The following is a 26,161-nucleotide window of genomic DNA, read 5'->3' as shown; positions in this document are numbered from 1 at the left end:
TAAAATATTTTAATTAACTTAAACTGTTGCTAACTTTGTATGATGCCGACCAAAAGCACTATTTCTCTGACAAACTTGAACGCTTTGTCCAAGTTGATCTCGAATGCAGGCCTTCAGAGGTTAATGGATAGTGATACATCCAAAGTGTATGGTAAGCAACTTAAGAAGCTGCTCAGTAAAAATGGCATCACCGTTGAGGGCAAAACCAGTTTTTCAGAAATGCTTTCCTTAGGTTATCAACAACTCCTAGATCATTACCGTCACGAATACATCTACAAAACTGCAATTTTGAATTCTTATGTATTGCGCGAGCATTCACTGGCAGATACTATGTTGCTCAACGAATTCAAGATCGGAGCTTCGAAGGCAGATGTGATTGTAGTTAATGGCACAAATAAAGTTTTTGAGATTAAAACAGAGCTTGATACACCAGAACGTCTACAAAATCAGGTTAATGATTATTTCAGGGCTTTTTCCGAAGTGTACCTGGTAGTACATCACTCTATGCTTTCAAAATATCTGGGCCGTGTCGACATGCACGTTGGTATAATGGTATTTTCTAAAGAGGGAGATATTGAAACGATATATACGGCGACTGCTGACCATTCCAGACTTGACTCAACAACAATGCTTAAGTCGCTTCGAAAAGACGAATATCTTACTCTTATTAGAAACGTCAATGGTTCCATACCAATAACTAAGCCAGTGCACCTGTTTACGGAATGCTGCAGAATAGCAAAATCGTTCCCAGTGAAAACGATCCACAACGAATTCCTGAAAATCATTAAACAGCGCATATGTAAGGAAAGCAATGAAATTACCTTAGACGAGGCAATCCCTTCATACCTAAAATTTTCTTGCTACAATGCGGATCTCGATCAAAATCACTATATTGCATTAACCAAAAGATTAAAGTTTTTTATCTAAATAATGTTATGTACCTACCCTTTTTAAGGGGCAAACAATTTGAACTTCTCGCTCTCAGGGAACTAAATACCTTGCCCATTGATGCCAACAAGATCTCGCCAATCATAGAACCAGTTAAAAAAGATCTTAAAGCTGTAGAGACAGCCATTAAATCTTTATCTAGAAATCAGGTAAATGTTCAGCTAGTAGTCAACCCCGAACATGGAGAGTTGAGTAAAGGGCCACAACCGATCGTTGACCTTATCAAAAGACTAAAAGCCGAGGGGATAGCTAATATCACGCCTACTTTCTTGATTTCGACCGAGAAAGATTTCGTGATGTTGAAAAAGGCCCATGCGGCAGCTTTTTTAGACGATGGATACAGCCTTGTCCATCTCAACCAGATTTCAAGCAGTGTTGAGCTAAAGCAAATTGCAAATTCTACCAACCTGGCCCACAATATTATCCATGTCAACCATGTTATTTCCATGCGAAGAGGCTTTCCGGCTGACAGTTTGGGTTTTATTAGTGATCCTTTCGTTAGGCAGCGAAGAAATGTGGACTATGAAGATTTTGAAGACGAATTTTTTTCAAATGATTACCTGTACTACATTGGTGAAGGATTTACTGCATTTTCAGACTACCTGACTATTGGATCCGATTACATCGAGGGGGGAATGCTGCCATATGCGGTGGTAATACATCTAACCTACAAGGATTCGGGAAGCGGAGATATTAGGATTAAACGGTTTATTTCAGATAGCAACCAGGACGCAAGTGACACGGCAGGGAAGTTCTACGAAGCACTTTCAAAACTAATTGCTTTTGTCGACGCAAAAACTATTAATTCCTTTGCTATTACTCAGTTCAGAGATTATTTTGACAGAGGAGCATTTCCAGGCCTCGGAATTATCAAAAAGCTGTCCATTATGCATCATATCGAGCTTGTGCAAACCCTATTGCCTTAGAAAGTATGAATTGTTGTGTAAATTGTTTTTCAGATCAAGGATTGAAAAACAGGATTTTGGCAATCTCTACTGTTGTTGGCAATTGCGATTTCTGTGAGACTATAAACGTAGCTTTAGTTAAATGCGAAGAGCTTGAAGCAGATTTCGACGAACTTTTTGCTTTATACACAACTTCAGGCGAGCCAAGTAAGTCCCTGGAAAGTGGCAAAAAGTATCCGTTACACGAACATCTATCCGCTTATTGGGGCAAGCTTTTCAATTCAGAAGTACTTAAAAGTAAAGAAATCAAGCTCCTTTTAAATCAGATTGGTCAAAAGGGTATATTTTTCTCTGAAGAGTATCTTGAGAAGCCTGTAGAGTTTTTAGCTCTTGTTTCTGGTGATGACCCAGCTACTGATTTTAGCGCTAGATGGGAATCCTTTTCTAGGGAGATCAAAGAAAAAAACAGGTTTTTCCTGAGCGAAAAAATTGACACAGATGAACTACAATCGATATTTGAAAGACTATCGATTACATATCCAGTAGGTCAGGAATTCTATAGGGCAAGAATCTCTGACGAACTTCTGCCATTGGACGAACTTGGTAAACCTCCCCAAAAAAGCGCTACGCCAGGCCGTGCAAATCCGGTCGGCATCCCATACCTATATGTCTCAGATACAGCAAAGACTACGCTCTATGAAACTAGGGTTGCATTGCATGAAGGCGTAAGTATTGGAAAATTCATACTAACTGAGCCGGTTAGTCTGGTCTCATTAAAAAACATCGCAGATTTTGGACCTTTTGAAGTTATCGATAGAGGGTTTGAACTGAACGAATTCATCAAATACCGCCCATACCTCCAAAAACTGGAAGCTGAACTTTCCAGGCCAGTACGGAAGCAGGATGTACATCTTGATTATCTTCCAACCCAGTTTCTCTGTGAGTTCATCAAATCACTTGGATTTCAAGCGGTGGAGTATAAAAGTGCCATGAATATCGGGGGATATAACTTAGCAATATTTGATGACACGCGATTGAATTGTATAGACGCCTCCTTTCACATAGTAAAAAGCCTCGAATATGAATGGGATTGATTTTAATCCGAAAGGATATGTGAGTTTCATGAACGAAAGGACAGTTGAATACCTACTTCTTCCTCGTCTGATCCCGAAATTCAAGGAACATTTTCCTGTTGTCATCCCGTTTTATTTTTGGGCGACCAGGGAAGGTGGATATAGGACCAGAGCAAGTCTTGAGGGAAAAGAATTCAAGGTTGTCTCCTTTTATCCAAGAAGGCCAAAAATTAGCTCAATGGATGATGAGCATATCGTGTTCAAAATCAACCAAGAAATTTTCGAAAAAGCAAATTTTTTGGTTCCTGCAGGAATTCCAGTAATCACAGGGACACCGCTGATTAAAACAATAGCTGACATCCCAGAGTGTAAGGACATTTATTGGACTTCAGTAGCACCGAAAAGCTATGAAACATTGGTCAAATTGGAAATTGAACTAGCGGAAAATTTATCTACCCCAATGTTCAATGGTAGCTTAAATCTTAACTTTGAACAAATTTTGGATTCGGCCAAGCTTATGAACTGGCAGGCATTTTTAGAAATTTTAATGGACATGAGATATGCAGTTCCGAGGCGTTCTTTTTTTGGCGGTGCATATAAACCGATCTATCTGCTATTGATGAAAGAACAGTAAATGCGGTAGCATAAATGACTTTGGTTTCAGACACAAAAGAGAATTGACCAAAGTGCCTTTTTATCAATATTACACGCTAGATTGGAATTTCAATGCACAATCAAAATGACTGTGCTTGCTCGGCTCCCTTGCCCGGCCTAGACCTCACCCTTTTCTTGGTCTCCTTTACCTCAGATACTTGGATAGTTCTAGGAATATTTGAAAACTTTCAAGAAGGGCCGGCATTTCTTTTTCAAATCCTCCAATATCAATGACCTTGAGCAGGTTTCCTGGCAAAAGCCTTGGGTTTTGTGGATTTCCCGGAAAAAATCAGAAAATCCCCACCTTAGATTTCTAGTGGATCTTCAATGATTTTTGCTCGAACCATTATTTTCTTTGAACTGCTCGGTTAGTTTGGCCTGGTGGCAATCATTCCACAGCTCTTTCATTCTCTCATCCTTTAAAACTTGATCGACTGAAGCAGAACTCTTACCCATTCTGTATGATGCAATTTCGACACTTTGCGACTTATACACGGTTTTCACGAAATCGGCCATAGAAGACCAAAGAAGGCTGATTGGTTCGATGTTCAAGGAAAAATTTAATTTTCAGGATGTACAGCATCAAGTCGCTGAAATGACAGAAACGTTCAATCTTATTTACCTGATAAACAATAAATTATGGGGTAAAAAAGAGGGCAAAAGATCTTTTAAAATCCTTTGCCTTGTGAAGGGTAGCTGATGGGGCTCGAACCCTTATAATGATGCTTAGAGTTTTTGCTTTTTTAGAGGCTGGTTTTTTAACTATAAATTAATTATGTGTGATAAATAAATAATGAGTTTCTTTTGGATTATTAAACTCATTTCATAAATTTGGAGGTAACATTTGAGCCAAAAAACGGTCATTTTGACAGTTAGTGAGTCGAAATTGTATTTTGAAAGTAATTGATAGTCAAAAAGTTATTTAAACAAAACTTGTTCTGGTTTCGTCGGATTTTTCCATAAATAATTGATTTTCAGGCAATTGATATATTTATCTCAACAAAAGATGATGTCATTTGTTTGGTATAATGGCAAACTCTCCAATTGCTACATTAACTATATTTCAATAATTTTAGCTATAAATTATTTCTATAGTTATTGGTAAGATTATAGATTACTAATTTTCAAATGTTAAACACTTAAATAACATGACTTTTCAATACGCATCTGATTTACATTTAGAATTCCCTGAAAATCATGATTATCTGAATAAGTTTCCAATTCAACCTAAGGCTGATGTATTGATTTTAGCTGGCGATATTGTAACTTTTAGCCAGCTTGAAAAACGTATGGATTTCTTTAATTATGTTTCAGATAATTTTGAACAGGTATATTGGATCCCGGGTAATCATGAATATTATTATGGTGATATCGCCAGATGTTCTGGGTCCCATCTAGAGCAGATCAAAAATAATGTTCAACTGGTCAACAACATTACGATCAAAGCTACAGATTACGATTTAATTTTTTCAACAATGTGGTCTCACATTAGTCCTCCAAATGAGAGACAGATATTTGATGGGATGTCTGATTTTTACGTAATCCGGAATAATGGGCAAGTTTTCAGGCCAACTGATTACAATAAATTACATCAGGAAAGCTTAGACTTTATTCAGAGAGAAATATCAAATGGAAATGGACAGCAAAAGATTGTAGTTACTCATCATGTACCAACTTTAATGAACTATCCTTCCAGATTTTTGGGAAGTATACTGAATGAAGCCTTTGCTGTAGAATTAACTGAGATGATAGAAAAATATAATCCTCTTTATTGGATATATGGTCACCATCACCAAAACACCTCATCTTTTAAAATCGGTGAAACAACAATGCTTACCAACCAGCTTGGTTACGTAAGATCAGTAGAGCATACAAAGTTTGATTCAGCTAAATTACTCGATATTCTAGGCTAGATTTTAAAGATCTGCTTGGTTATGGGCAGGAAATACTTGTATTTAGTGTATGAACTATTGTCCCGAGATAATTAGATACTTTGTTCTTCAAGATTGTCTTTCCTGATTACAAGCCTTTCCGAATGTTTAGAGATTAAGCCTAAGATTCGTCAATTTTAAATCTTTTGAAAAAAATCGTGTAAACTTGCTAATCTAGATTTGTGTTTTGAACCAGGTTAGGTAATTCTCGATTTGAGATACCAGATAATAAGGGAGATTCAATAGTTTGTATTTCTTGCCGCCGGGGGTAACGGCATCAGTAATGTGCAGCGAGCCTGCATAAAATCGGATGGCCATATTATGTGGGGATAGATCCATAAACATATGCAAAGATTTTAATTTGCCTTCAGCTCCTGATTTCACTTCTACCGGAATTAGTTGCCCTTCAAAAGGTACAACGTAGTCCACTTCCGCACTTGAAGTAGTTTTCTCCCGTACCCAAAAATGGAGTGCACTTAAGGATTTAAACTGTGTGGCTAATAACTCCTGACCAACCAAGTGCTCAATTAAGGTCCCTTGATAAACTTTATTTAAATCATCAGTTCCTAAAATCTCTGTCTGTATACCAGCAAAATAATTAAGCATTCCAGTATCCAGCACCTGAAGCCTTGGAGATTTCCGATAATCTGGCAGCAAAGGCAGTTTTACATCACTTGAGGGGTAAATTAGCTCAATCAACAGCGCCTTTTCTAGCGTTCTTAATGCTTCTCCCATATCCCTAGACCGGTAGGGCGAATTTCCGAAACCTTCAAATTTAATACGCTGACCAGCCTGTCCAAATGATGCCCTTATCGCATGACCTATATGTAATGCCTGTGCATTTGTGCCAGCATATTTCTCAACATCGTCCATATATGCCGTAATCAACGAATCGAAGATCGATGATAATTCCAGTAGATCTTTGTTTTTACTATACGCTGCAATAACTTCCGGCATTCCACCTATAAGTGCATAGGTATGAAATAGCTGCATAAGTTTATCATGTGTAAAGGTTGGTGCGGGTACTTGTTGTAAATAGTTTATCGCTTCCCGCTCACCCATCGCACTCAAAAACTCTGGAAAAGAAACAGGTCTTAAAACCATATATTCTACTCTTCCGACCGGAAAGCTAATGTTTTTATCAAACAAAGTTTCGAGCATACTGCCCGCGGCTATTACCGCAATCCCTGGTTGGTCTTCATAAAAATAACGTAGAATGTTTAAAGCCTCAGGCACTTCCTGTATTTCATCAATAAACAAAAGCGTATCGTTTCGTTGGGTAAGTGACTGATTTTTAATAAAAAACAAAGACTGCACGAGTAATTCGATCGTTGTGAATTCTTCAAAAGGCTTTCTGTCAGCAGCAAGCTCCAGGTTGAGATAGATATACTGCTTAAATTTTTTTGAAAATTGCCCAACAACGGTCGTCTTACCTACCTGTCTAGCACCTCTTATCACTAATGGCTTACGATTTGATTTGGTAAGCCATTTTTCTAACTCTGTAAATATTATCCTATCGAACATTAACAAACTTTAATTCCAAAACTACTTATTGTTACAAAATTAGGGTTAATTAGTGAATATTTCGTCACAGAATTAGGGTTAATTAATCGCTTTTCTGTCACAGAATTAGGGTAAATATAATTAATAATTGTAATAAAATTAGGGTAAATGTATTTATTATTGTCATTCTGCCAGTCGCCGAAATGGGTTTAAGGATGTACTGATCCTGCTCATCTTCAGCAGTTAGTTATAACTTATTCTTTTCCAGAGTACGGAACATTTCTCATAAGTGCCGGAAAAGGAGATCCTTTTTTGGGTTTCAAATAAAATTCCGAAGGCAGATAGTAAAAAACATTTTAACCTGTTTTTTTGGAAAGTGGAATTGTTTATAAGAGCTTTCCCGAGATTCCCTAATTTAGGGGGAGAAATTATTAATATTAGCAAATATGTTACAAGCTACGCCGACAAAAAACGGAACAGGAATCTCTATCTACGGAGATTATGGAGATTTGAACAGTCTCTATGATACCGTGCATCATGTTGCTGATGCTCTGGATGAAGGTAATATTTATCAAAAAGGGGCGCATATGTTGCTTTTGAATTTTGCTTATGAGCTTAGACATGCCTTCCAGGGCACACGGCTTATCCAACAGGTCTCTTTTGACGATGAACAATCTCATCATTACTATGGTTTTCAGTTAGTGTGGACCGATTTACTGATTTTTATAAATACGCTTCGAGAAAATGCTGGCTTTATAATGACTGACCGAAAGAACCAGGCCAATCTTTACATGCTGGAATATGTTACTGAGCAGGCTTTGCTAAAATATGATGCGGTGGGCGCTGCTGATATTGTGCCGCTCTTCGGTCGTGGCCTGAGCACTGGAGGCGAAATGGCTTTTATTATTTACCAAACACTGCATATAGATTTTGTATCCATGCCAGGTGGGAAAGCAAGGTTTCGCAAGATAGCTCAATTGCTGCACAGTTATTTTTCGAGTTGGTCGCCTGAGAACAAACGAATAATTCAAGATTTGAATCATTCCGCCCGGGTCCATGGATGTGAAATTCATGAACTGGAATTCAGGGATTTCCCAGAAATTAAATGGTAATTCAATAAATTGATAAGATATGAAGATGCCCGATATAGAAATGATCAAAGTGATTGCGGAGCAATTGGACATGGGTATGCTTTGTTTTTATGATAATGTTAACGTAGAGCTTATGTCTTATATCGACCCCTTGAAAAATATAGGATATTATGATGAACTTTTTATAGACGATATCGAAAAAATTGAGGAGAATTGGGCAGACTATATTCGACTCGAAGGAATGGATAGTACAACATCCTTTACCATGATAGAGGATTTTATAAGTGAGGTGGTACCACTGAAAGAACAGGAAGAGTTCTACATGGCACTTTCCCGTGAAAAGCCTTTTCGTCGCTTCAACGACCTAATTACAGATTATCCTGAATTGACGAAACGGTGATTTCATTTTAAACTTGACAAAAATATGGAAAATGTGGCTGACCAATTTAAACGGCATTACGAGCAGCGAAAAATATAGAAGACTTGTTGAAAAATGCTTTCTTGAAGAACTTTAGTCCTAAGTGCCTTATACAACCATAGGGGATATTTTAAAGTCATTAAAAAGATTTATTATTTTTGATAAATGTTACTGAAGCAAATTAAATAATTTAACTAATTAACAAATGAAAAGCAAAGGCATCAATTTATTTGGAAATAAAACGATTATCCAAAACCAAGGTGTAAAATATTCAAAATTACTGGAACAGTTCATAGAACCCTATATGTCAGATTTTGCTGATACAGAATATTATGAAGACATTTTTGAGTTTGCCATCAATGCTTGGAATTTTGGTAATCTGAAAATGTTATTGCCAAAGGAAGAAACTGATGCCATTCTCAATTCTGTCAAGAAAACGGACATAAATTTGGATTTGTTGAAGAGAATGATTTACTCAAAAACAGTAAAATTTAAGGACTATGATAGTTTTATCGTAGATTTTGAAATAAAAGAAACCAGTGGAGAACCTATTTTATCTGTGGTTACCCAAGCGAAAGACGATTATCTGGCGTCGATGTTGGAGGAGTTGGAAGATGAGCATAGTCAGGAGGATTTCGAAGAAAACTATATCAATCGCAGTGCAATCATACTAAAACCATTGCAACCTTCTTTGAATTGGTATTCTAATTTGCACCCCGATGTGGATGAGACAATTGAAACAAAAACTTACCTGTTAAGTGAAGATATTGAGGACGTGGAAGCCTGGCTTAGAAAGAACTTTGATAAGTTATTTATTCTCGAACTAGAAGAAAGACATACCAATAAAAAACAATGGCCCCAAAACAGGAATTACAGAATGTTTAAAGAGTGGTTTCAGGTAGAGCTGTCAACAGGGGTTTACGATTTGGAAAAAGAACCCATCTCTAAGTCTTTATAAAAGCTTGACGCTATGCAAATACCTTTAAACGAATTTGAACAAATCGTTGATGAAGCCATTTTAAAACGAGGAGTTAATTATTATAAAAGAGGCTCTGTCATTGATCTTTCAGAGAATGCTAGTGGGGAATATGAAGCTATTGTTGCTGGTAGGGAACATTACACTGTTCGGTTAACAATTGAGAACGAAATCATCAATGAGCATCAATGTGATTGCCCTTATTATTTCGGCTCTGTGTGTAAACACGTAGTTGCAACTATTTTCTATCTGCAAAAACATTATTTACAACTCACGGAAGTTCCCCAACAAATAACAATAAAGAAAAAAACCGCTTCAACTGCCCAACAAATAAAGGCGTTGTTAAAAGACATTCCACATCAGGAACTCATCGCCTTCACAGAAGAGCAGTGTAAGAATGATAAAAAATTTGCAAATTATTTTTTAGCGACTTTTGGCTATTTAAGTAAAAACCAGTCGAAAGAAGTTTATCAAAAACAAATTCATTACATCTTAAGAACAGCCGCCGGAAAATATGATTGGATTGACTGGTCGGAAATGAAACATGTTGTAAATACTTTAATGCCTTTTTTGGAGAATGCCAATCGTTCTTTGAAAAATAGGAATTATGAAAATGTTTTTTTTATAACTACAGCTTTGCTTGAAGAGGTAACTGATGCCTTCCAATTTGCTGACGACAGTAGTGGAGATCTGGGCTATTTTATTGAATCAGCAATGGCTTTACTTTCAGAACTATCAAAACAGGAGCTTTCTGAAATCCTAAGAAAGCAGGTTTTTGATTACTGCATATGGTCTTTTAACACAAAAAAATTTGAAGGTTGGGACTGGCATTTAGGAATATTAGATCTCGCCGGTGACTTGGTTGAAAAGGAAAATGAAGCAGATGTTATTTTGGGTTGTCTGGATACGGTATCCGGAGAGTATGAAATGGAACAAGCGCAATCTCTAAAGCTGGGTTTATTGAGGCGATTTAAAAGTGAGAATGAAGTTGAAAAGTATGTCGGCCAGCATATTTCTAACGCCTCAATCCGAACAAACGAAATAGAGAAAGCATTTAAGAGCAATGATTTCGACCGAGTGATCCAGCTCTCCGAAGACGGAATTAAATGTGATAGAAAAGATAAGCCGGGCCTGGTAAAGGACTGGTATAATTGGTTGCTAAAGGCTGGCCAAGCGCAAAGACATACACAAAAAATCATCGAATATGCGAGGCTTTTATTTATCGACAATTTTTATCCCCAACAGGACTACTATCAAATCTTAAAAGATCATATTGATGCTGAAAACTGGGACGCTTTTTTGGAAGAAATCATTACAGAAACTTCAGCCATAAAAAGATGGGGTTACCTGGATTTAATACGGCAGATATACATCAAAGAAGAGTGGTGGGAACGGTTGTTTGTGATGCTAAAACTAAACCCGTCAATGGAAAAGATTGAGCAAAACGAAGAATATTTAGCAAAAGATTACACCCCTGAATTGATTGGGCTTTACAGCGAGAGGATTCTGGATTATGTTGCTGGTTCCGTTGGGCGAAGCCATTATCGCACCGCTTGCAAGTATTTGCGTAGAATGATGAAGTTAGGCGGAAATCAAGAGGTTAATACTTTGATTGAGTTCTTTAGAAAACAATACCCGCAACGGAAAGCTTTAATAGATGAATTAAATCAGATCTGAAATGCCGAGATCATCGATTTTACTATTGCCGGGTGGATAAATGAATACGTCTGATACAGAAATAGGTTAGATATTATACTAAGGTAAAAACAAATCATCCATGGTGACTTCGTTCTGTACCAGGCCAATAGAATACATATTGTCTTTGGTGCCATAGGTTGTAACCATGGCTAGGAACAGTGCTTTTTTAGTTTTACTCTCCCGACGAAATATATCAAGTTTGTTCTTTAACTCAGTAGCATAGGTTTTATCAATAGCAAACTCAGCATATGAGAACTTCATTTCACATATGCTTATCACATTATCCTGTCTGTCCAGCAAAAGATCGACCTGTGCACCGTTTCCATCTTTAGGAGAATGCCGCCAAGCTGATGTTTCCGTGAACACTCCAGAAATACCAAGCGCCTGTTTAATATTATCTGTATGCTTCATACAGATCCCTTCAAAGGCATAACCACTCCAACTCCTCCAGGAAGACGTCGATGATTTTTTTAGCCATGTGCCTGCACCGGTGGCGCGGGAATGTTCAATAAATTTAAGGTAGAAAAGGCTGTATTCATCGCTAAGCTTGTAAATGCTCTGATTGGCATTCTTCCGGAAAGGCAGGTGCGGAGTAATGAAGCCAGACTCCACAAGTTCCTCAAGTAAAAGACTGGTAGTCCCCCCACTCTGTAGGTTGCATATCCGTATGATTTCGTTTCTTGTTAATCCCGATGGTTTGTCCGCGAGTGCTTTGACTACGGAAATATGCCTGTCTGCGTTTTCGAAAAGAGAACGGTATAGGTTTGCGAATTCTGTTGAAAGGAGACCATCCTTGGTGAAGCAAAGCCGGTCAATGGCCTGGGTAGCACTTTCCCCTTTTTTTAGTTCTTTCAGATAATGGGGGACACCGCCCATTGCCATAAAAATGGTTAGCACCTGGTAACGGTCAATATGGATATTATTGCTTTTTAGGTACTGTTCTGTCTCGTGCAATGTGAAAGGTAACAGGCGGATTTTACGCGTTAAACGATTGTGCAGACCTCCTTTACTGTTGACAACTTTTTTGATCATCCAAGTGGCCGCAGATCCACAGATAGTGACAATCAGGTTCGGCTGCTGTGAGGCCCATTGGTTCCAGAAATATTCGAATGCAGAAAGAAAGCCTGATTTATGCGAGCTTAACCAAGGGAACTCGTCAAAGAAGATTACAGCTTTTCTTTTTTTAAGTATAGGGGCTGCAAATTCCCTGAGTTGCCAGAAAGCTTCCGTCCAGTTCTTAGGAGCTGCAGGAGTTAATCCTGAGCCTAGTGCATCTGCGATAGCCTTGCTGAAATTGAGTAATTGCTCGCTAGCATTCGCATCGTGAACTCCCGACAGTTCAAAAATGAGCTGTTTCTGGAAGACCGATCGGATCAAGAAAGTTTTTCCGACTCTTCTCCTGCCAAAGACTGCTAAGAGCTCTGATGAGGACGAAGCAAGCGCCTCTGACAATATTTTCTTTTCCGCTATTCTTCCGATGAGCAATTCCATATTTCTTCTTCTAAGAGGTTAAAACAATTTTATCCGCAGCCAAAACATTGTTCAAATATTAGTGTTTTGGCTGTTGATAAAAAAAATATCTTCAGCCAAAACGTATATAAAATGAGTTAATTTGGCTGTTGATAGATAGTTTTTTGTTTTAATAAAAGTTCCTTTACTCATGGCGATTTAGTAAGTCTGGTTTACAAAAATTAGTTTTTTCGGCTTTCTTAATATTCTGTAGCTTATTATAGCTTAATGATTTTTCTTGTGTTAAATAAATTCATTTCGTAAATTTGAGTGATAACATTTGAGCCCAATAATAGTCATTTTGGATAGTTAGTGAGTCGTAATTTTGTTTGCAGGTAATTGTTAATCAGAAGGTTGTTTGAATAAGGCTTGTTCTGGCTTCGTCGGGTTTTTCCATAAGTCATTTTTTTTTCAGATGTTTGATGTCTTTATATCATCAAAAAAGATGATATCATTTGTTTGGTATAATGGCAAACTCTCCAATTGCTACATTAACTATATTTCAATAATTTTAGCTATAAATTATTTCTATAGTTATTGGTAAGATTATAGATTACTAATTTTCAAATGTTAAACACTTAAATAACATGACTTTTCAATACGCATCTGATTTACATTTAGAATTCCCTGAAAATCATGATTATCTGAATAAGTTTCCAATTCAACCTAAGGCTGATGTATTGATTTTAGCTGGCGATATTGTAACTTTTAGCCAGCTTGAAAAACGTATGGATTTCTTTAATTATGTTTCAGATAATTTTGAACAGGTATATTGGATCCCGGGTAATCATGAATATTATTATGGTGATATCGCCAGATGTTCTGGGTCCCATCTAGAGCAGATCAAAAATAATGTTCAACTGGTCAACAACATTACGATCAAAGCTACAGATTACGATTTAATCTTTTCAACAATGTGGTCTAACATTAGTCCTCCAAATGAGAGACAGATATTTGATGGAATGTCCGATTTTTACGTGATCCGGAATAACGGGCAAGTTTTCAGGCCAGCTGATTACAACAAACTACATCAGGAAAGTTTAGACTTTATTCAGAATGAAATATCAAATGGAAATGGACAGCAAAAGATTGTAGTTACTCATCATGTACCAACTTTAATGAACTATCCCTCTAGGTTTTTGGGAAGTATACTGAATGAAGCCTTTGCTGTAGAATTAACTGAGATGATTCAAAAATATAATCCTCTTTATTGGATATATGGCCACCATCACCAAAATACCTCACCTTTTAAAATAGGTGAAACAACAATGCTTACAAACCAGCTTGGTTATGTAAGATCAGGGGAGCATACTAATTTTAGCTCAGCTAAACTTCTCGAGATTCTGGACTAACTTTAAAGATTTGCTTGATGTTGGGCTTGGAAATCCTTTTGATTGGTGTATGAACTATTGTCTCCAGGATTATCAGGTAAAAAACCTATTTTTGATTACATCTTTATTTGAGAAATGAAAGACGAAATTACCAGCAGGAATTTTAAAACCAAATTGGATAGTGAGCTGATAAAAAAATCACAGCGATGTACAGTAAGAGAGTGTGATGAGGTTAAGGCTGGAGATTTCGAGGCCTACGTTGATGAACTTGATAAAAGTTATGACTTGAGCTTACAGTTAGAAAAAGGTGCCGTGATTAACTCTACTTGTGAATGCAAAAGTAATCTCTCATTCTGCCAGCATAAGATTGCACTTTTAGCTTTTATTGCCAAAGGGATGAAGCCAGCCGCTAAGGTCACTGTCAGCAAAAAGATTGACCCTGTAAACCACGCCATAGAGCAAGCTGATCCCGAAAAAATCAAAGAATGGATTTTAAAGACGTTGAAAAAAAACAAGGATCTGAGTATTGCTTTCATGAACGAATTCGCTAATAAATCTGAGAATTATACACCAGCAGAAATTATTGCGTTAACCCATGATGCTGTAAAGGCAGTGATTGGTAAAAGACGAAAAGCCGAAGTTGTTGAAGTTAAAAAGATCATCGACCTGTGGACGGAAATTCATAAACCAATTTTAGTTCAATACTTTGCTGAGCCTGCTAATGAAAATTATTTTATGCAGATTCATGCTGTAATTGACACTATTGTTGAATACAAATATCGGATATTAACCAATAGCAAGAGATTTGAAACCTATTTGAGACAAGTTTTACCCCAAATAGAAGAGGTCATATCAAATATTAGAGATGATGAGACCTGGACTAAGTGCTTAACCTATTTTTCAAAAGAATTTTTTCTGGATGGTTATGGGGGCATTCGCCGCGAGTACACGAATATATTTGTGCATATATTTAATACAACCTCAGTCCAGAGGCGTTCCAAGATAGCAGGGATTATAGAGAAAATATATCAGTCCAGGAAAGATGAAAGAATTGAGGATTCAAAAGAATTATTGCAGTTGTTGCTGCACATGGTTGTAGTCAATAAAAATTTTCCTGAATATAAGGATACATTCCGGCCGATCAGACATGCTATTGTGTATAATATTAGGCTGATAGATGCGCTAATCGAGCTTGGAGAGCTGAATACTGCAGAAGCTTACTGTATTCAGCAAATAGGCGAAAATACCAATTCCAATTATGACTTGGATTATATCGCAAGATTGAAACAGATTTATACTCATACAAAAGATGACAAGAAACTTGTCGGAGTGCTTTCTAAGGAACTCCTGTACAAGCCTAACTTTGACAACTATACCTTTGTTATTGCCAATGTTCAAGCTGATGCCCAATTTAAAAAATGGAGAAATCAGGTTTTGGCGAACGCCAGACAGCTGGCGGGTTTTCATAAAAATGCTGCAGATTTCTCTTTAGCGCTACGAAATTCGGAAGGGGACTTTAAAGGGCTGTTAGCATACCTGGATGAAACTGCAGATTATGATAGTATTGCACTCTACACAAAGCAGTTAATCCTATATTCGGCAGAAGCATTTATACAAAAGCTGATTAGCAAAATTGATAGTGTCCGTGATAATAGACTGAACATGGATAATCCTGCTAAGCTTGAGGAAATACTGGAAAGTATATATCAAATAGCAGCTTTGAAATATGGGGTTGAAAATTTAATGCTTATAGTAAAGAATAGAGAAAAGGTTTATGGGACATGGGCCAATTTATTCGTGAAATATGTGGGCAGAAAGTCATCGGCCAGTTAATTCTTCTAAGTTTAAATGGTGAAACATATCAGAAAAGAAAATAAATTATTTAAAAGCGAGATTGTGCTTTATAATTCTCTCGGAAAGGGTGCGTCGATAAAATCTGAAGAACCAATATCAGCATAATAATACTAGATATATATATATATTCATATAAATCTGCGACTTTTAACCAGGGTATCTCGCTTCCGGTTGAGATAATACTTACTCCCTACAGAACGCTAATGCACAATAAAATAATTCTTAAAGGCGCATAGTAGTTAATTTCTTGCTTGTAGACCGAACCAAACAAGTAAGAATCAAATAAGTAATAATTGACATAGAATTAGTGGTAGATGTTGAAACTCTTGTAACAGAATTAGGGTAAATGCATAAGCTGTAACCTAAAGTTTTGGTTTTTTAGTGAGCAAAACATTCTGATAAAAACAGCATTTTGAATTCTTTTGATACCTTGTACTAAGGCACAAACAAATCATCCATGGTAACTTCGTTCTGTACCAGGCCAATAGAATACATATTGTCTTTGGTGCCATAGGTTGTAACCATGGCTAGGAAAAGTGCTTTTTTAGTTTTACTCTCCCGACGAAATATATCAAGTTTGTTCTTTAACTCAGTAGCATAGGTTTTATCTATGGCAAACTCAGCATTTGAGAACTTCATTTCACATATGCTTATCACATTATCCTGTCTGTCCAGCAAAAGATCGATCTGTGCACCGTTTCCATCTTTAGGAGAATGCCGCCAAGCTGATGTTTCAGTGAACACTCCAGAAATACCAAGCGCTTGTTTAATATTATCTGTATGCTTCATGCAGATCCCTTCAAATGCGTAGCTACTCCAACTCCTCCAGGAAGACGTTGATGATTTTTTTAACCATGTACCTGCACCGGTGGCTCGGGAATGTCCAATAAATTTAAGGTAGAAAAGGCTGTATTCATCGCTAAGCTTGTAAATGCTCTGATTGGCATTCTTCTGGAAAGGCAGATGCGGTGTAATGAAGCCAGACTCGACAAGTTCCTCAAGTAAAAGACTGGTAGTCCCTCCACTCTGTAGGTTGCATGTCTGTATGATTTCGTTTCTTGTCAATCCCGATGGTTTATCCGCGAGTGCCTTAACTATGGAAATATGCCTGTCTGCGTTTTCGAAATGAGAGCGGTATAGGTTTGCGAATTCTGTTGAAAGGAGACCATCCTTGGTGAAGCAAAGCCTGTCAATGACCTGGGTAGCACTTTCCCCTTTTCTTAGTTCTTTCAGGTAATGGGGGACACCGCCCATTGCCATAAAAATGGTTAGCACCTGGTAACGGTCAATATGGATATTATTACTTTTTAGGTACTGTTCTGTCTCGTGCAATGTGAAAGGTAACAGGCGGATTTTACGCGTTAAGCGATTGTGCAGGCCTCCTTTGCTATTGACAACTTTTTTGATCATCCAAGTGGCAGCAGATCCACAGATAGTAACAATCAGGTTTGGCTGTTGTGAGGCCCATTGGTTCCAAAAATATTCAAATGCAGAAAGAAAGCCAGATTTATGCGAACTTAGCCAAGGGAACTCATCAAGGAAAATTACAGCTTTTCTTTTTTTAAGTATAGGGGTTGCAAATTCCCTGAGTTGCCAGAAAGCTTCCGTCCAGTTCTTAGGAGCTGCAGGAATTAATCCTGAGCCTAATGCATCTGCGATAGCCTTGCTGAAATTGAGTAGTTGCTCGCTAGCATTCGCATCGTGAACTCCCGACAGTTCAAAAATGAGCTGTTTCTGGAAGACCGATCGGATTAAGAAAGTTTTTCCGACTCTTCTCCTGCCAAAGACTGCTAAGAGCTCTGATGAGAACGAAGCAAGCGCCTCCGACAATATTTTCTTTTCCGCTATTCTTCCGATGAGCAATTCCATATTTCTTCTTCCAAGAGATTAAAACAATTTTATCCGCAGCCAAAACATTGTTTAAATATCGTGTTTTGGCTGTGGATAAAAAAATATCTTCAGCCAAAACTTATATAAAATGAGCTGATTTGGCTGTTGATAGATAGTTTTTTGTTTTAATAAAAGTTCCTTTACTCATCGCGATTTAGTAAGTCTCGTTTACAAAAATTAGTTTTTTCGGCTTTCTTAATACTCTGTAGCTTCTTATGGCTTAATGATTTTTCTTGGGTTAAATAAATTCATTTCGTAAATTTGAGTGATAACATTTGAGCCCAATAATAGTCATTTTGGATAGTTAGTGAGTCGTAATTTTGTTTGCAGGTAGTTGTTAATCAGAAGATTGTTTGAGTAAGGCTTGTTCTGGCTTCGTCGGGTTTTTCCATAAATTATTGATTTCAGATAATTAATATGTTTATCTCAATAAAAAGATGATATCAGTTGTTTTGGTATGTTGGCAAACTCTTCCATCGCTACATTTGGCTATGTTTTAATAACTTTAGCTATAAATTATTTCTATAGCTATTAGTAAGATTATAGATGAGTAATCTTCAATTGTAAAACACTTAATATACATGACATAGAGCCTTTTAACACATTTCTTCTGCTGGTAAAAAAAGATTAAATTCTGCTACATTTGCTTTATTAATAAACTGCGCCCTCACCCATGTTTCGATTACTGTTCTTGTTGTTATTCTTATCGACCTTTGGCGTGGTCCATGCGGAGATATTTACGGTGGGTAGTCAACTCGACAGCGGGCCGGGCACGTTGAGAGAAGCTTTAGAAAAAGCGGGCGCCAATGGAAGTGCTGAAACTGACTATATACATTTTACGGCTACAGCCAGGATCATTAGCTTGAAATCGCCACTAATACTTTCTTCTCATCTTGTTATTGACGGGACTACCCTACCGGGTGCGGCGCTTGGTTTATCTGATGCTAAAGTAACGATCGAAACCGTGATTCCTTATACCGATTATACCGAAAGAACGGCGCTGAAAGGGACGGCTGTTAACCATCTTGAAATTTATGGTTTAAGTTTTTCAAATTTTGCGGCTGGAGGAAGGGGAGCTAGCCCGATTTATATTGCACAAAGCACTAATATTACCATTGGAGCTGTTGGAAAGGGTAATATTTTCTTAACCTGCGATTATGATGTTTACCTGTTTAAATGTAATACCATTAAAGTTTCGGCAAATTGGTTTGGTATTGCAGCCGATAAGAAAACAGCGGTTGGCCCTGCCTTTGGGGGTACGCTCAATTTTAGGTTATGTGATGATGTAATGGTTGGAGGCGACACGAAGGAGGAAGGAAACCTCTGGGGTTTTCGGGATTATGGGGTAATGATATCAGGGATTAACCCCACTACACAAGCTGTAGAGGCTACCGGCGAGAAGTGTATTGTTAAGAACAACAGTTTTGGGGTGGAGAGCGTAGGTGTAGGTATTGGTGCCCGCGGGTATATTCAGGATTTTAGGAATGTAGAACTCATCAATAATACCTTTTTGGGGAGTGGTGGTTTCGATTTCAAAAATATTCACAACTCTGGAAAGATACAGGGAAACAGGATGGGGATACGAAGTGATGGAAGCAAATCTTATGCTTACAGTACTATAGGCTTGGAAAACTGCTCCAATATGATCATTGGCGGGAAAAATCCTGGAGAAGAAAATGTAATGGCCAACCGGGTAAGCTTTGGACCGGGAACACCTGGTGTAAGTGCAAACAACTGTGGCGACATTTTATTGCAAAGAAATTCGATTTATTGTATTTCATCCATGCCCATTACCTATAAATCAGAAAAATCAAAAGTAGAAATTCCGGTTATTAAAATTGATGAATACGATAATGGTTCTTTAAAGGGAACCGCTACGCCTAATGCAGAAATTGAAGTGTTTTCGGATGGAGAATGTTACCAGTGTGATGCAAAGAAATATTTAGGAAGTACTTTTGCTGATGGGCAAGGAAACTGGAAGATGACCATTGCGGCCAATGTCGGCTTTACGGCATCGGCTACTTTAAATAATCGTACCTCGGAGTTTTTAGGGATGGGTTTACAAATGGGTAATTACATTATTAAACAGCCTACTTGCGGGCAGGCAAATGGTTCAATTACCGGAATTGTGGTGCAGGGTGCTACAGCCATTGAATGGCGAAACGCAGAAAAAAAATTAATCGGCACCAATGCCGATTTAAAAGACCTACCGCCTGGAACTTATTCTTTTACTGCATTTTTGGGTACGGCCTGTAAAACACAAACTTTTACTTGGGAGCTAAAAGATATTACGCCCCAATTGTATACCGCTTTGATGAAAACACAGCCTGCTACCTGCAGTATGGAGAATGGTGGAATTAGCAATGTATTTTTATCGAATTTGGAGGCCGCAAAAACGAAGTCTGTTAGCTGGTTAAATGATGCAGATGAGGTTAAAGGAACTGCGCTTACTTTACAAAATGTTAAAGGGGGTAATTACAGACTGAAAGTGGTTAGCACCGACAACTGTACAGTTGTTTTTGGCCCTTTTAATATTCCTGCGGAAGGTGCTCCGGTTGCAGACCTTACAAAAATGCTGATTGAACATGCAGATTGTGATCGCAAAAATGGCAGCATAACGGGTTTGATTGCTTCAGGAAAAGAAGCCATAACTTTTATATGGCGAAATGAAAAGCAGGATATCGTGGGTACCGAAGCAAATTTACGCAGAGTACCAGCTGGTAAATATACCGTCGAAGTTAAAGATCAGGGTACTTGCGGATCACTTTTTTATTCCTTTATCATCGAGGAAAAAAATGGAATAACGGTTGATGATTCGGCATACGATTTAAGAAATGCAGGATGTACAACCAATGATGGCTGGATAAAAAACCTGAAGATTAGTTCTTCTGATCGGTTAACCTACAAGTGGACAAATGATGCTGGATTAGATTTTGGCCATCAAATAGATGTTGTAAACCTTGCGCCAGGTAAGTATAAATTAACAATTGCAAATACTTACTGTATCAAAACGCTGGAGTATAACATCATCAAGCAAAGTGCAAAGGTTTTTCCAGAACTGATTTACAAGATTTCCGATGCCGCATGTGGTGAAGATTCGGGTATGATCACGGTTCAAACTTCGGGTATTGATGCAGGAACAAAACTGCGTTGGACGGATGCAACCGGTGCTACTATTGGCCGTACGAATACGATAACTGGATTGAAAACCGGTAAATACAGTTTGTTTTTAACGGACGAAAAAGAATGTGAACAACACTTTAAAGACTACACAGTTGCGCGTATTGAACCCTTGGTGATGGATTTAGCTGAGGTAAATAACAAGGCCGACCATTGCGCCATGGGCTTTGGAGCAATTAGTAATGTGATGATTAAGGGCGGGGTTGCGCCTTATCAGTACGAGTGGTTGAACAACCAGGAAGAGGTTGTGGGCAGGCAGCCGATATTAGTAAATGTACCATACGGATTTTATAAATTCAAGGTAACTGATAACAGCGGTAGTAGCTGTAATTTTGTAGAAAAAGAATTTGTAATAGACAACATTGGAGAGGAGATTGAAGCGCCCGCAGTAGCTGATGTTAAGCTATGTGGCGAAGGTGAGGGAACTATAAGGGTGTTAAATCCTGTTGCAGGTACCTATAAACTATATCAATTTGAAACCGGCGGACAGGCATTAATAGAAAACAATACGGGTTTATTTACATTGGAAATGGTAAAATCTAAATCGTATTTCCTGAGTTTGGCCAATGGAAATTGTGAAAGCAAACGTACTGCAGTGCCGGTTACTTTTGCCGAGAAAGCGGTAGATGTTCCTTCATCATTTTCACCAAATGGTGATGGGGCGAATGATACCTGGATAATTAAGAATATTGAACAATATCCTCAAGTCTTAATAAAGGTTTTTAACCGTTTAGGCAATGTGGTATTTAATAGCAGTGGTTATGGAATCCCATTTGACGGGCGAAGTAATGGTAAAATCCTTCCTGTGGGTGTATATTACTATACTATTCATCTGGCGACAAAGTGTAAAAGTATTTCTGGTAGTTTGATGTTGATGAGGTAAGCCCTGTTTTTATGGCTATCTACTATAAAATGATTACATAAAATCTTAATATTGTTAAGCCATTTTTCTAACTCTGTAAATATTATCCTATCAAACTTGTTGTTATAAAATTAGGGTTAATTAATGAATGTTTCGTCACAGAATTAGGGTAAATATGATGAATAATTGTAATAGAATTAGGGTAATTGTATATGGCGTTGATACTGAAATGTTCGCGAAAATCATTTATTAATTCTTGATATTTTGTAGCTGGTTTTATTTAGATGATTTTTCTTGTGTTTTACTTATAGAAATCGTCGATCCCTGACCATTGACAAAAGTATCTGCCTACGCCTTGCAAGGCATACCTTTGCATCATTATGAGTTTTCAAATTATATTCCGAGCATTTGTACATTGCAGGATACGAGTAGTATAGCCTCATTTATCTCTATTCAAATCAATATAATATGGAGCTGATGGTGCCAGAGATTTGCAGTTTAGGCCAAACTATGCTCCTTGGGCGATACGGTATTGAGTGATTGAGTTTCTTCTGAAATATGAAAGAGTTATCCTTTAATTTCTAAGTGCGTTATTTGCTCTTGCAGATCGAAAAGAACTGCATAAGTTTATTTCCGCTAGCCCTTCAGGTAAATACATCAGGAAGCTGGGAATTCTTACTCCGATTAAGCTATTTGCATGAAGCTGCATGTCCAAAAGATCCTGTGATTTTAGGGGAAATAAATGAGATGCCAAGATCAGCGGAGCGGAGAATAAATAAAACACCGATAGCCAACATAAACCATGGAATTAATTGTTGAGAATTGAAGCGGATGTATTTTTTAAGGTAAATTCTGCTCATGGAAATCATCATCATCAGCGGTGTTGTTCCTAAACCAAAGAGGAACATAAATTTTCCTCCGGAAGTTACATTACCTGTATTTAATGCTGTTGCTAATGCTAAATAAACCATTCCACAGGGGATCAGCCCGTTTAACATGCCAGCAAATAAGCCCCAAAGCCTAAGGTTAAAAACCTCAGACATCAGCCTACTGATCGGGTTTAGCAACTTATTCTGGATTTTCGAAAATCGAAATTGTGTAAACCTGCTCAGACGCAGTGCAGTGAATACTATCAGTATAATTCCAATGGTTAAACTAAGTACTTTCTGGTTACTAAAAATCTTTATACTACTGCCTACTGCACCCACGGCCAGGCCTAAAAAGGTGTAAATTAAAATACGGCCAAATTGATAAAGTAAAAGTTGTAATGATGATTCCAGAAAACTCTTTTTTTGAAACGGCATACCAAGCATAATCGGCCCGCACATTACCGCACAATGCAGGCTCCCAAAAAGGCCCATTAAAAAAGCAAGGGGGAGAAGATTCATTGTAGCGTGATATTTTTCTTGAACATGAATTCTTTTCCTTTTACTTTCCATTGAAGTTTTAAAAACCACAAACCTTTTGGAAGATCATTCCGCTGAATAAGAATTAGATTTGAACTGCCAACCGTGAAACCATTTCTTGTTTTATCATCAGTAATATTTGATGCCCTTTTTAAATTTAGATTATAACTGGCAGAATCCTTCAATTTAATGATGATTTGCTGAGCTGAAATATTTATTTCAGGTTCAGCGTCGTCATTTAACATTTGCTTCGTCGCATTAAATTCATCATCATAATTGATCCCCTGTTCGTAATAATCGTCTTCAATTAATGCATCTCTACCATGAACGTAAAACATATAACAAACCATAACAATGATGAAAAGCATGAAGGTAACCATGCCCACAACTATTTTTGCTCCCCAATTCATATCTCATTTATTTAATCATAAAACACCACACCCTCAGAAATTTTACTATTCTGGTTGTGCAAAAAAACTGGTACTGGCTTCACTAATTACTTTCCCATCTACCCAAACCTCAAAGACAGCCTCAGTTTTATATTCTTTGATCGTTTCATTTTTTCTGATCAAAAAGAAAGTCACCTGTGCACTCCCTTCTTTTGGTAAAACTTCGGCAGCCTGGATAAACTCAATTTTATCGTCACGATCTTTCGATCTAAACAGAAATTTCATTTCTCTATTTGTTTTATTGATCATTTCGGCATTGTAAAGATTGCTGGTTTCCTTATTTTTTCTCACTTGGAATAGCGTTCCACTTGCTCTTAAAACTGTTGTTTGTACGTCTTCTCTTTTATAAATGAGCGATGAGAAAACAATCATCACCAGAAATAGAACCGCTGCATAGCCATAAGATTTCAATCCGATTTTATAAGGCTTACGATCTTGCACAAATTCTTGATTATAAAATCCTATTAACCGCTGTGGCCTACCAATTTTAATCATCACTTCATCGCAAGCATCAATACAGGCAGTACAGTTAATACATTCGGCTTGCGTACCTTTTCTAATGTCAATACCTGTTGGGCAAACCTGAACACATAGGCTACAATCAACACAATCGCCTTTATTAGTGATAAAACTGTCTTTTTGCAAACGGCCTCTGGGTTCTCCTCTTGAAAAATCATAAGCCACAACCAAACTTTGATTATCAAGTAAAACGCCTTGCAATCTACCATAGGGACATATCACGGTACAAACGACTTCTCTTACGTAAGCAAAAACCAGGTAGAATATTATGGTAAATAAGCAAATAGAAATAAATCCTGAAAGATGTTGTTTGATGGGTTCGGTAATTATTGTAAATAACAAATCAGAACTGATGATATAAGCTAAAAAGGTGTTGGCAATGCAAAATGAAATCAGTAAAAAAATAATGTGTTTAAGGCCCTTTTTGAAAAACTTTTCTCCGTTCCAATTCTGAGCATCTAACTTCTTTTGTTTATTTGCATCTCCTTCAATCCAGTATTCTATCCTTCGGAAAACCATCTCCATAAAAATAGTTTGAGGGCAGGCCCAACCGCACCATAGTCTGCCCAAAACCACTGTAAAACAAACAATAAAGATGGCGAAGATGAGCATTGCCAATGCAAACAGATAGAAATCCTGAGGAGTAAATAACAATCCAAAGAATACAAATTTTCGTTCTAAAAAATTGAGTAATACCAACTGCTCTCCATTTAACTTCACAAACGGACAAGCAAACAATAACAGCAATAAAGCGTAGCTTACCCATATCCGGCGGGTGTATAATTTACCCGATGGTTTTTTAGGGTAAAGCGCATCCCTGTCTTTTGCTTTACTTTTTCGTTGCATCTGTAACGCTCAAACTATCTCCAACACTTTTCATTGAGTTATCCCGAGGATTTTTTTCCTCGTATTTATCACCTTGCGGGGCCTTCGCTCCTGCAGGCCTGGTATCTTTTAAAGACATAATATAATTGGAAACAGCACTGATCTGCTTCGGACTAAGTGTTTTTTCCCAGCTAATCATTCCTTTATCTGGAACACCATATTTTATCGTTTTAAAAATGTTGTTAATTCCCCCGCCATGAAGCCAAAATTCATCCGTTAAGTTTGGCCCGATAACTCCCTGTGCTTTATCTCCATGGCAGACCACGCAATTCGTATTGAAAATGCCTTTTCCCTCTTCTAGGACGGTTTGAGTGTTATCGAATTTTACCGAGTTTTCATCTATTGTATTTGATGATTTTTCTAAAAAAGCGGCTTTTTCTTCCTGTGCTTTTACCATTTCATTTGCATATTCCTGGTCTTGTAAATCGCCGTAACCACCAATATGATAATAGAACAGATAGCAAATGGCAAAAATCATGGTGCCAAAAAACAAAACGTTAAACCAGGCTGGAACAGGATTATTAAGCTCCTTGATCCCATCATAAGCATGATCTATTTCCAGGTCTTTTTCTTGGTCAATAGGTTTTAAACTCAAAAGTTTTTCCCAAACCGATGGTTTATTTTTCTTTTGCTTCAACCACGAATCGTAATCCAGAATGGGCGATTCCACTGGCGGTGAATAAGGGGTTGGATTCAACTGCTCCCGATACATCACCTTGAAAGCATTTAACAAAGTAATCGATACAAAAAGCAGTATGAATGCAAAGATCAGCAACATGATAATTAACAAACTGGTTTGACTCAATCCTAAGCCAGGGCTTGATGGCATTACAGTAACCGCTTTTTCATCAGCTGCAAAAACGCTTAACGATAAAGCTGAAAATATTATAGCGAGATTAATCTTCTTCATATTCTTTTGGTTGATTATCTTGAAAAGGCATTTCACTCATGATCTCGATATGCTTTTTATTTAATTTAATGAGGTAAATGCCTACAATTAAAAAGAATACCATAAACATGAGCAAGGAGCTGATGAGGTAAATTTCTCCCCCATCTAAGTTTTTAATTTGATTAAACAT

21 protein-coding genes are annotated in these 26,161 nt (G+C 37.5%); 12 read left to right on the top strand and 9 right to left on the bottom strand.

Features of this window, described 5'->3' with window-relative positions:
* Positions 1–84: 84 nt before the first annotated feature.
* Genes AC3ITD_RS18100 through AC3ITD_RS18085 form a run of 4 tightly spaced genes read left to right on the top strand, consistent with a single transcriptional unit; the run spans position 85 to position 3,560 of the window.
* A complete protein-coding gene (locus AC3ITD_RS18100) occupies positions 85–927 on the top strand; it encodes a sce7726 family protein (protein WP_489361842.1) in 843 nt (280 codons plus the stop codon).
* Between the two features lie 8 nt (positions 928–935).
* A complete protein-coding gene (locus AC3ITD_RS18095; protein ID WP_489361840.1) occupies positions 936–1,874 on the top strand; it encodes a sce7725 family protein in 939 nt (312 codons plus the stop codon).
* Between the two features lie 41 nt (positions 1,875–1,915).
* Positions 1,916–2,947, top strand: a complete 1,032-nt coding sequence (locus AC3ITD_RS18090; protein WP_489361838.1) for an RES family NAD+ phosphorylase — start codon at positions 1,916–1,918, stop codon at positions 2,945–2,947.
* Positions 2,934–3,560, top strand: coding sequence for a hypothetical protein (locus AC3ITD_RS18085; RefSeq protein WP_489361836.1), 627 nt, complete (start codon positions 2,934–2,936; stop codon positions 3,558–3,560). The genes AC3ITD_RS18090 and AC3ITD_RS18085 overlap by 14 nt, the downstream gene beginning before the upstream one ends.
* A gap of 344 nt (positions 3,561–3,904) precedes the next feature.
* Here the strand turns inward: AC3ITD_RS18085 and AC3ITD_RS18080 are convergent, their stop codons facing one another.
* Positions 3,905–4,132, bottom strand: a complete 228-nt coding sequence (locus AC3ITD_RS18080; RefSeq protein ID WP_489361834.1) for a hypothetical protein — start codon at positions 4,130–4,132, stop codon at positions 3,905–3,907.
* A gap of 596 nt (positions 4,133–4,728) precedes the next feature.
* On the opposite strand from AC3ITD_RS18080, the gene AC3ITD_RS18075 reads away from it, so the two are divergent.
* The gene (locus AC3ITD_RS18075) at positions 4,729–5,493 is read left to right on the top strand and encodes a metallophosphoesterase (RefSeq protein ID WP_489361832.1); all 765 of its coding nucleotides are present in this window, start codon (positions 4,729–4,731) and stop codon (positions 5,491–5,493) included.
* Between the two features lie 192 nt (positions 5,494–5,685).
* On the opposite strand, the gene AC3ITD_RS18070 is transcribed toward AC3ITD_RS18075, so the two are convergent.
* Entirely contained in the window at positions 5,686–7,035 is a 1,350-nt protein-coding gene (locus tag AC3ITD_RS18070; RefSeq protein WP_489361830.1) for an ATP-binding protein, read from the bottom strand.
* 425 nt (positions 7,036–7,460) lie between these two features.
* Between AC3ITD_RS18070 and AC3ITD_RS18065 the strand changes: the two genes are divergently transcribed.
* From AC3ITD_RS18065 to AC3ITD_RS18050, 4 genes are all read left to right on the top strand, one after another.
* A complete protein-coding gene (locus AC3ITD_RS18065) occupies positions 7,461–8,126 on the top strand; it encodes a DUF6904 family protein (RefSeq protein WP_265797053.1) in 666 nt (221 codons plus the stop codon).
* Positions 8,127–8,145: 19 nt separating this feature from the next.
* Positions 8,146–8,505 (top strand): UPF0158 family protein, encoded by a 360-nt coding sequence (locus AC3ITD_RS18060; RefSeq protein WP_489361828.1) that lies wholly within the window; start codon positions 8,146–8,148, stop codon positions 8,503–8,505.
* Between the two features lie 223 nt (positions 8,506–8,728).
* Positions 8,729–9,481 (top strand): hypothetical protein, encoded by a 753-nt coding sequence (locus tag AC3ITD_RS18055; protein ID WP_265797051.1) that lies wholly within the window; start codon positions 8,729–8,731, stop codon positions 9,479–9,481.
* A gap of 12 nt (positions 9,482–9,493) precedes the next feature.
* A complete protein-coding gene (locus AC3ITD_RS18050) occupies positions 9,494–11,176 on the top strand; it encodes an SWIM zinc finger family protein (RefSeq protein WP_489361826.1) in 1,683 nt (560 codons plus the stop codon).
* 78 nt (positions 11,177–11,254) lie between these two features.
* Here the strand turns inward: AC3ITD_RS18050 and AC3ITD_RS18045 are convergent, their stop codons facing one another.
* Positions 11,255–12,688: an AAA family ATPase gene (locus AC3ITD_RS18045; RefSeq protein WP_489361823.1), complete on the bottom strand. Its 1,434-nt coding sequence runs from the start codon at positions 12,686–12,688 to the stop codon at positions 11,255–11,257.
* A gap of 605 nt (positions 12,689–13,293) precedes the next feature.
* Here AC3ITD_RS18045 and AC3ITD_RS18040 point away from each other — a divergent pair.
* Together AC3ITD_RS18040 and AC3ITD_RS18035 are read left to right on the top strand one after the other, a co-directional pair.
* Positions 13,294–14,058 (top strand): metallophosphoesterase, encoded by a 765-nt coding sequence (locus AC3ITD_RS18040; RefSeq protein WP_489361821.1) that lies wholly within the window; start codon positions 13,294–13,296, stop codon positions 14,056–14,058.
* A gap of 114 nt (positions 14,059–14,172) precedes the next feature.
* Positions 14,173–15,870: a hypothetical protein gene (locus tag AC3ITD_RS18035; protein ID WP_489361819.1), complete on the top strand. Its 1,698-nt coding sequence runs from the start codon at positions 14,173–14,175 to the stop codon at positions 15,868–15,870.
* A 456-nt stretch (positions 15,871–16,326) separates the two neighbouring features.
* Here AC3ITD_RS18035 and AC3ITD_RS18030 read toward each other — a convergent pair whose 3' ends face one another.
* Positions 16,327–17,760, bottom strand: a complete 1,434-nt coding sequence (locus AC3ITD_RS18030; RefSeq protein ID WP_489361817.1) for an AAA family ATPase — start codon at positions 17,758–17,760, stop codon at positions 16,327–16,329.
* A 694-nt stretch (positions 17,761–18,454) separates the two neighbouring features.
* On the opposite strand from AC3ITD_RS18030, the gene AC3ITD_RS18025 reads away from it, so the two are divergent.
* Positions 18,455–21,844, top strand: coding sequence for a T9SS type B sorting domain-containing protein (locus AC3ITD_RS18025; RefSeq protein ID WP_489361815.1), 3,390 nt, complete (start codon positions 18,455–18,457; stop codon positions 21,842–21,844).
* 668 nt (positions 21,845–22,512) lie between these two features.
* Here the strand turns inward: AC3ITD_RS18025 and AC3ITD_RS18020 are convergent.
* Genes AC3ITD_RS18020 through AC3ITD_RS18000 form a run of 5 tightly spaced genes read right to left on the bottom strand, consistent with a single transcriptional unit; the run spans position 22,513 to position 26,161 of the window.
* Complete coding sequence (locus AC3ITD_RS18020; RefSeq protein ID WP_489361813.1) at positions 22,513–23,211, bottom strand: sulfite exporter TauE/SafE family protein; 699 nt, start codon at positions 23,209–23,211, stop codon at positions 22,513–22,515.
* Positions 23,208–23,639 (bottom strand): FixH family protein, encoded by a 432-nt coding sequence (locus AC3ITD_RS18015; RefSeq protein WP_489361811.1) that lies wholly within the window; start codon positions 23,637–23,639, stop codon positions 23,208–23,210. Before AC3ITD_RS18015 ends, AC3ITD_RS18020 begins: the two co-directional genes overlap by 4 nt.
* 45 nt (positions 23,640–23,684) lie before the next feature.
* Positions 23,685–25,043 (bottom strand): cytochrome c oxidase accessory protein CcoG, encoded by a 1,359-nt coding sequence (ccoG, locus tag AC3ITD_RS18010; RefSeq protein ID WP_489361809.1) that lies wholly within the window; start codon positions 25,041–25,043, stop codon positions 23,685–23,687.
* Positions 25,027–25,992, bottom strand: coding sequence for a cbb3-type cytochrome c oxidase N-terminal domain-containing protein (locus AC3ITD_RS18005; protein WP_489361807.1), 966 nt, complete (start codon positions 25,990–25,992; stop codon positions 25,027–25,029). Before AC3ITD_RS18005 ends, ccoG begins: the two co-directional genes overlap by 17 nt.
* Positions 25,979–26,161, bottom strand: a complete 183-nt coding sequence (locus AC3ITD_RS18000; RefSeq protein WP_265797043.1) for a hypothetical protein — start codon at positions 26,159–26,161, stop codon at positions 25,979–25,981. The genes AC3ITD_RS18005 and AC3ITD_RS18000 overlap by 14 nt, the downstream gene beginning before the upstream one ends.

This window comes from Pedobacter sp. KH_004, from assembly GCF_057840755.1.
The sequence above is the reverse complement of the archived record's forward strand: the minus strand, read 5'-3'. Positions and strand labels throughout refer to the sequence as shown.